This is a genomic window from Streptomyces noursei, assembly GCF_001646665.1.
Taxonomy (GTDB): Bacteria; Actinomycetota; Actinomycetes; order Streptomycetales; family Streptomycetaceae; genus Streptomyces; species Streptomyces lavendulocolor.
Map to the genome: position 1 here is coordinate 1 of NZ_LWBU01000376.1, position 13,339 is coordinate 13,339.

The 13,339-nt window shown below is 78.0% G+C and carries 5 protein-coding genes; all 5 read right to left on the reverse strand.

What is annotated here, in order from left to right; all coding sequences use genetic code 11:
- Positions 1 to 1,953 (reverse strand): SWIM zinc finger family protein (locus tag A4V12_RS29440; RefSeq protein WP_064072509.1); only part of this gene is annotated, 1,953 nt, incomplete at its 3' end.
- Positions 1,950 to 5,900: a vWA domain-containing protein gene (locus A4V12_RS29445; protein ID WP_079137441.1), complete on the reverse strand. Its 3,951-nt coding sequence runs from the start codon at positions 5,898 to 5,900 to the stop codon at positions 1,950 to 1,952. The genes A4V12_RS29440 and A4V12_RS29445, both read right to left, overlap by 4 nt.
- Positions 5,897 to 7,075 carry an ATP-binding protein gene (locus A4V12_RS29450; protein WP_064072510.1) on the reverse strand — a complete coding sequence of 393 codons (1,179 nt, stop codon included), beginning with the start codon at positions 7,073 to 7,075 and terminating at the stop codon, positions 5,897 to 5,899. The genes A4V12_RS29445 and A4V12_RS29450 overlap by 4 nt, the downstream gene beginning before the upstream one ends.
- A gap of 241 nt (positions 7,076 to 7,316) precedes the next feature.
- Positions 7,317 to 12,365 (reverse strand): DNA-binding protein, encoded by a 5,049-nt coding sequence (locus A4V12_RS29455; protein ID WP_234372373.1) that lies wholly within the window; start codon positions 12,363 to 12,365, stop codon positions 7,317 to 7,319.
- Complete coding sequence (locus A4V12_RS29460) at positions 12,362 to 13,228, reverse strand: DUF4132 domain-containing protein (protein WP_064072511.1); 867 nt, start codon at positions 13,226 to 13,228, stop codon at positions 12,362 to 12,364. The genes A4V12_RS29455 and A4V12_RS29460 overlap by 4 nt, the downstream gene beginning before the upstream one ends.
- Positions 13,229 to 13,339 lie beyond the last annotated feature (111 nt).

The window sequence follows — 13,339 nt, forward strand, 5'->3', positions numbered from 1 at the left end:
GCGGGCGCCCGCGGGGCGGGGGGGGCGGGGGGGGAGGGGGGGGGGGAGGAGACGGAACGGGCCGGGGAGCAGGAAGGGCGCGCCGGGCGGGGGGGGCCCGGCGAGGGCGGCGCGGCCCGCGCCAGGGGGGGGGGCCCGCCCGCCCCCCCCCCCCGGGCCCCGCCCGCCCCCCCCCCCCCCCCCCCCCCCCCCCCCCCCCCCCAGCAGCCCGCGCACCCGCCACAACGGCGATTCGGCCAGCGGATCCGGGGCGGGGCCGGCCGGACCCGGCGGGTCGCCGGCCGGGCGGTGCTCCGCAGGTGGCAGGTGCACGCCCTGGATCCGGTCGTAGCCGAGGTCGGCCCGGCCCAGCCACTCGTCCGGCAGGCGCAGCGTGTACTCCGCTCCGGGCACCGGCCCGGCAGCGAGCGCGCGCAGGGTCGCCGCCCGGGTCAGGTCCGGGCGTCCCAGCACCCGCAGCCGCAGGCCCGGGCGCTCACCCAGGCGGCGGAGGTTCCCCGTGTGCGCCAGCTCGGGGTGCGGGTGCCCGGGCAACAGGCGCAGGAGCGGCGCGTCCGGGGGAACCGTGCCGTCCGGGGAGAGCTCGCGGACCAGCAGGTGGTCGTCGGCCGGGGCCACCACCGCGACGTCGCAGCCGAGCAGCGTCTCCGCGGCGTCCGGGTCCGCCGTACGGGCGGCCACGGCCCGGGCCGCCGGGCGGGCGAAGAGCCCCGCCGCGGGCGCTTCCGTCCACGGGACGCCGCGCAGCGGGGTCGCCTTGACGCCCCGTCCGGCGCCGAGACGGCCGTCCGCGGAGACGGTGGCGCCCACGATCAGCAGGCCGCCGCGGGACAGCCCGGCGTGGTCGAGGGTGGCGCCGCCGAGCGCGACGGACGCGGAGCCTGCGCCGCGGGCCCGGGCGAGTCCGCCCGGCCGCACGTCGGACACCTGGTGCTGGGCGCCGTCCGGGGTGATCAGGTGCGTCACCACTCCCCCGTACCCCGTGGCGGAGAGCACGGGCTCGCGGCACAGGCCGTACGTGCGGAGGCTGCCGCCCTCCCGGTAGGCGCGCCGGGTGGTGCCGGTGAGGGACGGGCCGCCGCGGCCGGCGGCGACGGACCCGCAGACGTGGAGCAGGTCGCGGAACGCCTCCGCGAGGTGGGTCAGCCGCTGGGCGGCGCGCCGGTCACGGGTGTTGCGCAGACCGCGCACCACGCGCAGGGCGGCCGCCTCGGCGCGGGGCAGCCCGGCGAGCCGGGCTCCGTGCGCCGCCCGCAGCAACTCCGCCTGGACCACCGCGCCGGCCGCCGGCACCCCTCCCGCGAGCGCGTTGGCGGCCACGTGCCACAGGGCGCCCGCCGCCGCGGACTGGGCGGCGGTCGGGGCCGTGGTGCCGGCGTCGGCCGGTGCCGACGGGAGGCCGGCGGGGGACGGGAACGCGGGAGCGGCCCGGACCGCGGCCTGCACGGCGGTCGCGGTCGTGTTCCCGGTCGTGGTCCCGGCCGGTCGGGTGTCCGCTCCGGCGGAGGTCGTCACGGGCGTTCCGGGCGTGGTCGCGGGCGCCGGCGCGGTGCCGGGCGCCGGCTCCTCCGACGGGGCGTCCGGGGCCGGGTCCGGGGCGAGGTCCGGGCCGTGTTCCGGAGGAAGGTCCTCCGGTCCGGCGAGCGGCGCGGCGCCGAGCACGGCGGCGCGGTGCAGGCAGCGGGGGGCCAGCAGGCAGGTGCAGGTGGCCTGTTCGGGCCGGGTCACCGCGCCCGAGGGGCCGGGGCGCACCGTGACCTCGGCGTCCTCGCCGAAGCGGACGGCGACGGTGCCGTCCTCGCCGGGCCTGGCCAGGTCGGCGCAGCTCGCGACGGCCGCGTCGAGCTTCTTGCGCAGCCGCCCGGTCAGCCCCTCGACGGCTTCCGCGAGGACTTCCGGGGCGACGGGAGGGAAGGGCCCGGTGCCGGGTTCGCAGGGGTGCGTGGTGCTCAACGGGCTTCTCCACGGAGGCGGTCGCCGACCCAGCGGGCGAGGGCGAGGGGGCTGAGGGCGGCCACCGGCATCCCGGCCGCGACGAGTTGCCGGGCGACGGGGACCGAGTAGCGGGGGGTGCCCGTGTCGTCGAGGGCGGCGCACCCGAGCAGGTGGGCGCCGGAGCCGGCGAGGGCGCGCACCTCGGCGAGCAGCCCGCCGAGCGGGGCGCCCTCCTCGAAGTCGCTGACGACGACGACCAGGGTGCGGCTGGGGACCGTGACGAGCGTACGGGCGTGCGCCAGGGCCGACGCGATGTGGGTGCCGCCGCCGACGCGTACGTCGAGGAGGAGGGAGAGCGGGTCGTCGACCCGGTCGGTGAGGTCCACCACTTGGGTGGAGAAGGCGAGGAAGTGGGTGGACAGGGTCGGTACGCCGCCCAGCACGGCGGCGGTCAGCGCGGACCAGACGACCGATGCCTCCATCGAGCCGGAGACGTCGACGACCAGGACCAGCCGCCAGTCCGCGGCACGGCTCACCCTGGTGTGGAACACCGGTCGTTCGGGGACGACGACCGGGGTGCCGTCCTCCAGGAGCCGGGTGTGCGCCAGGTTGGCCCGCAGGGTGCGGGGCAGGTCGAGCCGTCCGCCGGGGCGGCGGGTGGGGCGGGGCGAGGTGATGCCGGTGAGCGCGGGGCGCAGCCGGGTGGACAGCTGCTCGGCCAACTCGTCGACCAGGCGCTTCACCAACGGGCGGAGGTGTTGCAATTGGCGTTCGGGCAGCCCTCCGGCGAGCGAGAGCACGGAGGTGAGCAGTTCCACGGACGGGCGGACGGCGGCGGGGTCGAGGTGGGTGAGCACGTCCGTACGGCCCGCGTCGGCCGCGCCGGCGAGCACTTCCTCGCGGACGTCGGCGCCGAACAGCGCCTCCAGTTCCTCGGACCACTCACGGGCGGTGGGGAACGGGGCCTCTTGTCCACCGCCCGCACCGCCTCCCCCGATCTCTTCGGCTCCTTCGCCGCGGCCCGCGCCGTACAGCTCGTCGAGGGCCGTGGCGTAGCGGCGGGCGTGGGAGGGCAGCCGGTCGTGCTGCCGGCCGAGCAGCAGCCGCCAGCGGTCGGCCGGCTGGATGCGCCGCGCCGGGCCGGCCGAGGCGGCGGCCGCTCGGGGGACCTCGGTGGCCGTCTGCGTGGAGTCGGTGTCCGCTTCGGCCCCGACGGCGGCAACGGGCCCGGCGTGGACGGCTTCGCTGTCCATGGCCTCGGTTTGCACCGTCGTGATGTCCACGGCCTTGGTGTCCACCGCTTCGGTGTCCACGTCCGCCCCGGCGGCATCGACGGTGTCCGGGCGCAGGCCGGCGGGGAGCGACGCCACCGCCGCCAGGCCGGCCGCGTCGGCGGCCGCCCACAGGGCGAGGAGCGCCGCCGGGGCGTCGAGGGAGAGGTCTACGCGGTCGCCGAGCCGGGCGGTGACCGTGTGCAGCAGCCGGTCGCGCGCGGCGGGGCTGAGCGCGTCGAAGCCCCCGCGCAGGGCCGGCAACCGGTCCAGGAAGTCCGGGTCGGTGAGGCCGTCCACCCGGTCCAGGAGCGGGTCCAGGGCCGTGGCCGACGTCGCCAGGAGAGGGCCGGCGGCGGACAGCAGGCCCCGCAGCCGGCGGGTGAGCCGGCGCCGGCCGTCCGCGTCCGTGGCGGTGTCGATCCAGCCGGTGACCCGACGGCCGAGCGCGGCGGCCGGTTCGAGGTCGAGCAGGACCCGGACGGCCAGCGCCGCACCCTGCATCAGGGGTGAGCCGGTCGCCACCAGCTCGCCCAGGGTCCCGTCGAGGCGCAGGCCGAGGAAGCGGCCCGCCGCCCGGTCGGCGAGGGCCACCAGGGCGGCCGCGTCGGCGTCGTCGTCGCTGCCGGCCAGGCCGGGCAGGGCTCCGACGGCGGACTCCAGCAGTTCGGCGGCGAGGTCGGAGGCGGCTGCCCGGCCCTCGGGCCCGGTGCCCGGCAGGTGCCCCCGGTGCAGGGCCTCCAGCAGGTCGACGGCTTGCAGGAGTTCGGGCAGGGTCGCCGAGGCGGGCAGCACGGCGGCGGCCTCGGCGAGCCGCTCGGTGACCAGTTCGGGCAGGTCGCAGCGGGCGGCGGCGTCCAGTCCGGCGAGGATCCGGGCGCAGGTGGCCCCGCCGTCGGCCGCCTCCCGGCGGGCGGTCTCCCGCAGGGTCCCGGCCGCGGCCATGGCCGCCGTCACGCCCCGGACGCCGGCCAGGTCGAGGCGGGCGGGCACGGTGGGTGTCCAGGACAGGCGCCACCGGGTGCCGAGCGCGGTGCCGTCCCCGGTCGCCGCGACGGGCAGGGGCGTGCCGTAGCCCGCGCCGCATGCCGCGAGCCGCTGGAGCAGGATCTCGCGGCGGCTGTCGAGTTCGGAGCGCAGCGGGTCGAGGCGTATCTCCCGGGACTCGGGGTTCTCAGGGCACGGCAGGCGCAGCCGCGCCAACTCCGCCTCCACGTCGGGGCCGAGGCCCGAGCGCGGGGTGCCCGGCGCGAGGACCCCGCGGCCGGTGCCGACCAGGACCGTCTCCAGCGCGGCGGCGAGGGCCCGGCCGCGGCCGAGCGGTTCTCCGTGGCCGAGCACGGTGGTGACGGCCTCCAGCAGCTCGCCGCGGCCGGGCGCGGGCAGGCCGCGCAGCCGGGCGAGGTCGCAGGCGAGGCGGAGGGTCTCGGCGGCCTCGCCGGTGCCGGCGGTGTGGCCGGCGGCGCGCAGTTCGCGGCAGACGTCGGTGACGGCGCGCGCGGCGGCGGCGTGCAGCCGGTCGGGGTCGCCGCCGGCCCGCAGCACGGCCTGCTGCCAGAGCGGGTCGCGGATGCCCGCCGGGTATCCGGAGCGGGAGTCGAGCAGGTCGAAGGAGTACGGGACCAGGGACGTCACCGCCGCGTCGGGCCCTGCCGGGGGCGCGCCGGCGCCGGCGGCCGGAACCGAGGGGCCGGCCGGGGCGGCAGGTTCCGCCGGGCCCGACAGGGCCGACGGGTCCGCCGGGTCCGACGGATGCGCCGGGTCGTCGGCCGTCCGGAGGCCGTCGGCCGGCACCGGGACGGCTGCCGTGAGGAGCGCGGGTGCGTGGAAGGCGCCGACGACCGCGGCGACGGTGCCGCCCTCCGCCGCGGCGGAGGCGACGACCCGCCGCATGTGGGCCTCGCGGGCGAGGTCCGTGGCCGGTATCCCGCCGTGGGCGGCGGCATCCTGGCGCAGTGCCCACCCGACGCCGAGGGCGGCGCGGCGGACCGCCTCGGGCGTGCAGCCCGGGGCGAGCACCTCGACGGCCCGGTCCCACAGGTCGTCGCCGTCGCGGCCGGTCCCGGCCGCGGTGAGGGCGTCGGCGAAGGACGGCGGTGCCCCGGGGCCCCGGGGCGTGTCCGTGCCGCGCGCAGGGTCCGGTGCGGTGGGGGCGGCGTCCGCGACGGAGCCGTCCTCGGCCGCCTCCGCCGGCGGCGCCCAGCCGCGGTCCGCCATTGGCAGGTCGCAGCAGAGCACGCGGGCGCCGCGCTCGCGGGCCCAGCGCAGGGCGGCGAGTTCCGGCGAGAAGTCGGCGAACGGGTAGAACGCGAGCCGGCCGTCGGTTCCGGCGCCGGCCAGCGCCACCGGGGCCCGGGTCTCCGGGTCGGCCAGGTGGGGCAGCCAGTCCTGGAAGTCGGCGGGCAGCTCCACGCAGACCACGTCCGCGCCCGAGGCGTCCAGCAGCGCGGGGATCACCGCGGCGAGGGCGGGGCTGTGGTGGCGTACGCCGAGGAGGTACGGCGTACGGGAGGTGGTGAGGGCGTCGACGGCGGACCGCGGGTCGGGGCGGTCCGCCCCGGCGCCGGACGCCCGGGCCGCGTCCGGGCCGGTGCCGGTCGGCGCCGGGACGGAGCCGTCCCGGTCGCCGGTCGTGCGGGCCCCGGGGCCGTGCGGCGGCGCACCGGAGGGTACGGGGGTGGGGGCGTGGTTCACCGGAGGCTCCCGCGCAGGTCCCACAGGCGGCGCCACATGGCGGAGCCGTCCTCGGCGCGGCGGCGGACCGGGCCGTCCCAGTAGCCCAGCAGCCTGCCGTGGTCGGCGGGGTCGTCCTTGCGGACGACGCCGAGCAGGTGGCCGGGGAGCAGGTCCAGGACGTCGCCGCCGGGGAGGTAGGCGGCGGCCACGCCCAGGGACGCGGCGACCTGCACGGCCTCGGCGGTGGACATCACCGTGCCGGGCCGCTCCACGTCCCAGCCCTCGGCGGAACGGCCGGTGCGCAGGTCCCGGAAGACGGTGACGAGGGCGTCCAGCACGGAGTCGTCCACCCCGAACGCGGCTCCGGCCCGCTGCACCGCGCCGACCGCCTGGCGGCGGATCAGGGCGGTCTCGGTGTCCGGGTCGGCGATGGGGTCCACGGTCTCGAAGTTGAAGCGCCGCTTGAGGGCGGCGGACATCTCGGAGACGCCGCGGTCGCGGAGGTTGGCGGTGGCGATGACGGTGAAGCCGGGTGCGGCGCTGATCTGCCCCTCCGCCTCGGCGCCCAGCTCCGGGACGCTGACGCGGCGGTCGGACAGGAGGGAGACCAGGGCGTCCTGGACCTCGGGCAGGCAGCGGGTGATCTCCTCGATCCGGGCGACCCGGCCGGTGCGCATGGCGGTGAGGACCGGGGAGTCGACGAGCGCCTGCGGGGTGGGGCCCTGTGCGAGGAGCAGGGCGTAGTTCCAGCCGTAGCGGAAGGCGTCCTCCGTGGTGCCGGCGGTGCCCTGGACGGTGAGGGCGCTGGTGCCGCAGACGGCGGCGGAGAGCAGCTCGGACAGCAGCGACTTGGCCGTGCCCGGTTCACCGACGAGCAGCAGGCCGCGCTCGCCCGCCAGGGTGACCACGCAGCGCTCGACCAGGGCGCGCTCGCCGACGAACTTGGGGGCGACGGCCATACGGGTGGGAAGCCCGGCGCGCGGCTCGGGGAGGGCGAGTTCCTCGCCGTCGCTGCCGCAGACGAAGGTGACCACCGCGCGCGGGGTCAGGGCCCAGCCGGGCGGCCGGGGGCCGGTGTCCTGGGCCGCGAGGAAGGCGAGTTCGGCTGCGTACCGCTCCTCTGCGGGGAGTACCTGCCGGGCGGCGGGGGGTGCCGCCGAGGGTGCGGCCGCGGGCTGGTCGGTGGTGGTCATCGGTTGTTCGTCCTGTTCTCGGTGGTGTGGGTGGGTGCGGCCGGTCCCCCGGGCCGGCCCGCGGCCTGCCCCGGAGGGAGGACGGCGGGCCGGCCGGGCCGGGACCGGGAGGAGCGGCCCGGGGACCGGGCCTGAGGTGGCACGAGCCGTGGTGGCGTGCGCGCGGTGGTTGTACGCGGTGAATGTGCGCGGGCCCTGGTGGGCGGGGCTCCGCGGGACCGGACGGTCCCGCGGGGACCGCTCAGCGCCGGCGAGCGCGGCGGCGGACCTTCAGCTCCGCGAAGCGCGGGGTGTCGCCCTCGCATATCCGCTGCCACGCCCTGCCGTAGAGCTCGGCCGCGGGCTCGGTGGGCACCAGGACGCCGAGGTGCGCCGTCCGGTCGGCCAGCAGGTCGAACAGCGGTGCCTTCCACTGCTCCAGCGGGACGGCGGGCGCGTGGGCCTCGACCCAGCCGCCGGGCAGGAAGAGACCGCGCCCGGCCCTGGTGCGGCGGGCCGCCACCACCAGGTCGGTGGCGGCCAGTTCGGCGCGGGCGGCCTTGGCCCGGGCCGGCTTCCAGCCCATCCACCGGGCGGTGTTGCGGTCGGTGGGGTCGGGCATCGCGAGCAGCATCAGGTAGAGGGCGGCGGCGTCGGTCCCCAGGCCGTACGTGGTCGCCGCCTCCGCCACTAGTTCGGGCACGGACCTGCCCGGGTCCTGGGGCCACCAGGTGCCCTCGGCGTCCGTCGCGCCCGCCACCGGGGCGCCCGGGTCGGCGAGGAGGGCGGCGAAGCGCGGGTCGGCGACGATCCGCAGGGCCGCCTCCACGGGCAGGAGGTTCTGGTCCGCGTTGCGCAGCAGCGGCAGGTAGGGGTCGCTGCCGGCCGAGTCCAGCAGGGCCGGGTACACCGCGGGCATGGGCTGGTCGTCGTGCGTGGCCATGACGACCGCGCCGTACTGCTCGAAGTGCTCGGTGGTGCGGGTCGGGGCGCCGGCCGCCTTGCGGAACGGGCCGAGGGCCACGTACCCGCGCAGGTTCAGCATCAGTTCGGGGAAGGCGAGCCGCCGGCGGACGGCGGTGAGCGCCGTGGGGAGCTGTGCCCGGAGGGGGTGGCCGGCGGGCAGGCGGTGTGCCAGCCAGGCGAGCGTGGCGACGGCTCCGGTGAGCACGTCGGCGGTGAATCTGTCGTCGGAGTCGGCCCGGCCGCCGGTGGTTCCGAGGGCGGCCGGCTGCTGGGGCGCGATCCGGTCGCCCTTGACCGTCCACGCCACGTCGGTGCCGAGGGCGGGCGAGGACGCTGGGTCGAGGACGGCCGGCAGGGCGCGGAGCGCCGGCCAGCTGCCCTTGAGGTGGGAGTGTGCCTCGGTGATCAGCCACTCCGGGAGCGGGGTGCGGCGGCCGACGCACCGGTTCCAGACCTCGGCGGCCGCGGCCACGTCCGGTCCGTCCGTCCACAGCCGGGCGGGGTCGGCCGGCAGCAGCGCGGCGACCAGCCGGCGGCGCACCTCGCCGGTCAGGGTGCGGATGTCCTCGCGGGCCACCGCGGCTTCGGCGACCTTGACGCCGAGGACGGACCGCTGTTCGGCGGTGAGGAAGCCGCGCTCGTACGCGTCCAGGCCGGGCAGGCCGGCCACCACGAGGCGGGCGACGGTGCCGGAGGCGCCGGTCAGGCGGACGAACTCCTCGGCGGCCTCCGGCAGCCAGGGCGCGGCCCCCCGCTCGGTGGCCATGGTCAGGAAGTCCGTGAGCCAGCCGGCCTCGCGGGCGGGGTCGCCGACGGGGCTCCCGCTGCGCGGCACGTAGGGCTCGGGCAGGGCGAACCGGCCCGCCGGATCGTGCTGGAGCGCCCCGATCTCGAAGCCTCCGGGCACCTGGGCGCAGTATTCGGTGGTGGCGAGGAACGCCCCTCCGCCCAGGGGGAGGACGGACTGGTGGTGGGCGTTGTGCAGGGTGCCGTCCGCCCGGCGGAGCTCCTGCTGCGCGAGGTGGACGACGACGCGGCGCCAGCGGCCGGTCGCGGCGGACGCCAGGCCCGCCTGGTCGACCTGGGCGAGCAGGGCCAGCAGGGCGGCGCGGTGCTCCTCGGAGGTGCCGGCGGCTGCCGCGCGGTAGGCGAGGGCGGCGGGGTGGTCCAGCAGCGACGTCCACGGGAGGACGGAGTGCGGAAGGGCGGGCATCTCGGTGTGCAGCCGGCGCGGGGCGGCGGCTGCCCCGGTGTCCGCGGCCGCCGTGGTGAAGGCGTGCAGGGCCTGGGAGACGCCGTCGTCCTCCCCGCCGGACCAGCCGTAGCGCATGGTGCCGGTCAGGCCGTTCAGGGCTTCGTCGAGCACCCGGTCGGCGGGGCCCCGGGGGGTCCGGCGGACGGTGTCGCCGCGGACGGCGGAGGCCAGCCGGGCGGCGATGCCGTCCAGGGTCGCCCGCTGGGTGAGGGCGAAGAGGAGGACGCTCACGATGCCCTGGACCAGGATGGGGTCGGTGACCCCGGGCAGGGCGGCCGTCACGAGGGCGGGCAGTTCGTCGTCGGTGGTGGCGTCGGCGGCCGTGGCGAGCAGGCGGGCCGCCGTGTCGCGGTCGACGGCACGGAGCGCCAGGGAGCCGTGCGGGTCGCGCGGGCGCAGGCAGAACCAGTGGTGGGTGGGCGGCAGTTTGGGGGCCCGGCCGCCCGGGGCGCCGTGGCCGGCGTGGCAGCGCGACTCGGCGGTGACCGCGCCGTCCGGGTCGGTGAGCCGGAATTCCCGCCAGTGCGCGGAGAGCGACCGGGGCCGGTCGTCGCCGGGGAAGGTGACCGCCGCGAGGGGGAAGTCGCCGCCGCCGGGGACGGTGACGGTGCGTCCGGCGGTGTCGCCGGCCTGCCAGCCCCCTCCGGGGAGTCGCACGACGCGCCAGCCGAGCAGGCCGTCCACGGGTGCGCCGAGCACGGATCCCTCGACGGTGGGCGCGGGGCGCAGCCAGCTGACGTCGGGCAACAGGGTGCTGCCCCGGGGGTGGCCCTCGACGGCGTCGGTGAGGAAGGCGGGCAGGGAGCGCCGGCCGGTGGTGCCGTCCGCCGGGTCGTACTCGACCCAGCCGGCGGCGGCCCGCCGTTCGCCGTCGGTCCGTCCGTCGTCGGTCGGTCCGCCGTCGCGGTCGGTCCGTGCGCCGTGGGCGGCCTCCTCGCGGGTCTGCCAGGTCCAGTAGGACCGGCCGTCGGAGATGATCGGGCGTTCCTCCGGGAGCCCGGTGTCGCCGCGGTGCAGGACGCCGGCGCCGGTGGCGCGGCCGCCGCCGGGCAGGGGCAGCCCGGCGAGCTGGAAGCTCAGTCGCCAGGGGTTCTTGCCAGTGTCCAGGCTGAAGACCCGGTCGGGTGCGGTATGCCAGTAGGCCTGTGCGGCGCCGTTGCCGTGCCAGGGGCGCCAGCAGACCAGCAGGGCGCCGTCGACGTAGTGGAACCCGACGGTGCGCTGGGTGCCCGCCGGTATGCGCAGGTCGTGGACGAGCACGGTGGAGTCGGCGTCGAGCACCCGCACCTGGCGCTGGTTGGCCACGATCAGGTGGGGCCAGGCGGTGATGACGGTGAGGTCGGAGTTGCGGTGGGGGGCCAGCTCGGCCAGCGCCTCCTCCCAGGCGGGCCAGGCCAGTTCCTCGAACAGGCCGCCGCGCAGGGTACGGGCGAGGAGCGCTCCGAGGTCGGTGGCGCCCGCGGCGGCCACCTCCTCCTCGGCGAGGACGAGTGCTTCGGCGGGCAGCCAGGTCAGGCGCTCGACGGCCTGGGGGAAGCCGGGCAGGCCGGTGCCTGCGGTCGACCGCGCGACGTCGCGCACCCAGTCGGCCAGTACGGGCCGGCCGCCGGGCGATCCGGCCAGCCGGCGCATCACGGTCCTGGCGGTGTCGTGGTCGCCGAGGGCGGACAGGGCGTGGGTGAAGGCGGTGCGGAAGCGTGCGTCTGCGGCGAGTCCCCGCAGGTCGCGGCGCTCGTCGGCGAGCGCCCAGTCCTCCAGGTTCAGCGCGGCCTGCTCCGCCGGGTCGGCGACCGGGATGCCCAGGCACAGCAGCAGGTCGAGCAGGTCGGCGTCCTGGACACCGATGCGCAGGCCCTTCTCGCGTCCGGGCTCGGCGAGTTCGGCGCGCAGCCGGTCCGCGGCGCGCTCGACGACGTCGAGCAGGACCGGGAGGGTGGGGCGTCGGCCCCAGCCGGTGTGGCGGGCGGCGTGGAAGCGCTCGAGCCAGCCGGCGGTGCCGTCGGCGCTGCGCTCCTCGGCGGGCACGGCAGCCCGGATCAGGCCCGCGGTGGCGCCCGACTCGTGCAGGATGTCCAGCCACAGCTGGGTGGTCTCGCCGCCGTTGTAGTCGTCGGACTGGGGCATCGCGTTCAGCAGGGTGCCGCGTACGGCCGGTTCGCGGCGTGCCAGGGCCACCAGTGCGGGCCGGTGGGTCTTCCACCAGCCGGTGGCCGCGCGGAGGGTGGCGGGCAGCGGGAGCAGTTCGGCGAGGTAGTCCTGTTCGCTCACGGCGGGGTCGAGTCCGGCGGCCCGGGCCAGGCGGCGCAGGGCGGCGGCAACCTGGGCGGAGGGCACCATGCCGCCCGCGGTGCGGCGTACGCACAGCCGGCGGAACCGCTCGTACGCCTGGGGGGCGGGGACCCGCAGCTCCAGCTCCTTGGCGTACGAGGTGAGGACCCGCACCGGCAGCGCGCCGGCCAGGGCGAACTCCAGGAACGCGGCGTCGAGCCGGTCCTCGTCGATCGTCAGGCCGTGGTTGGCCTCGCTCTTGCGGGCCTTGGTGAACAGCTGCGCGGCGTAGGTGGGGTTCTCCACCGCCAGGAAGACGCGTGCGGCCTCCTCGTAGAAGACCGGCAGGAAGTGCGGGAGGGAGGCGGCCAGCCGGTCGGCCAGTTCCTGGACGGCCTCCAGGGCGGCCTTCGGCTTGGTCTTGGCGCGGCGGGCGACGCCCTCCAGTTCGGGTACGAGTGCCAGGGCGTGGTGGCCGTCCTCGGGGTGGTGGACGAGCACCCACTCCGGGAAGCCGAGTGCCTGCCGGCGGCCGAGGCCGACGACGGCCGGGTCGGCGTCGGGTACCAGGCCGAGGAAGCCGGCGGCGAGGTCTTCGGCGGCGCCCAGTTCGGCGGCGGCGAGGCGGACCACGACGCGGCCCTCGGGCAGGCCGGGGTGGCGGTAGACGCGGGCGGTGAGGTCGACGGCGTCGGGGCCGGCGCCCTCGGTCCCGGCCGGCAGGACCGCGCCGGCGTCCAGCAGCAGCGCGGCCTCGGCGGCGGGCGCCGGATCCGGGGCGGCGGCGCCCGCGGTGGTGGTCGTGGTGATGGTGGTGCTCATGCGTTCCCGCCCTCTTCGATCGTGCGGCCGGCGTACAGCGCGGCGGCCATCCGCATTCCCTCGGACCAGGCGACCGGTCCGACCTCCCGCAGCCGGACGGCCCGGCCGTTCTCGTCCTGCCAGGTCAGCGCTCCGGTGGTGGCGTCGCCGTCCCAGTAGGGTTCGCCGATCCAGACGGCCGCCTCCAGGCTGCGGCCGGCGTCGCGGACCGGGCAGGTGGCGTAGCCGCCGGAGATCCGGTAGCCGAGGCCGGTGGCACGGGCGGCCAGGCGGAACCGGTTGGGGTAGGAGCCGCCGGCGAAGTCGCGCACCTCGGTGGCGGTGGCCGCGAGGTCCTGCGGCTTGTGCCAGGTGGCGCGGTGGATCTGCTCGACCCGCTGCACGATGCCGAGCTCGGCCGCGAACTCCCGTACGTCGTCCAGGTCTGGGAGGAGCACGGGGTGGGGCAGGGTCACGGTGGGGGCGGTGAGGCGGACCGTCTCGCCGTCGAGGTTGACCACGCGCAGTTCGCCGGTGGTGGTGGCGTCGCGCAGGAAGCCGACCTCGTCGGGGTCGTCGCCGACCACGGCGACGTCGCGCAGCGCGCCCTGCCACGCCTCGTCCGGCCAGACCCCGGCGAGGAGCGCGGTGGGGACCGGGAGGGAGGAGACCATCCAGGCGTCCACCTGCGCCACGCACGCGGCCTCGTGCCGCTCCAGCCACTCGGCGAGGCGGCGCAGCCGGTCGACCTCGGGGTGGTCCCGCAGTGCCTTGGGGATGGTCTTCAACTGCCGCCCCGCGGCCCGTCCGGTCACGGCGCGTGCCGTCACCCGGCCCTCCATCAGGGCGATTTCATACCCTTCGCCCGCTGTCAGCCAACCCATTCGTCGCTGCCCCCCTCGCCGTTCCGCATCGATCGCGCGCAGCCGGAACCAGGGGGCCTGATCCCCCTGAGCTGCGGTATGAGCGGGACACTAGCGGGCCCCACTGACAAC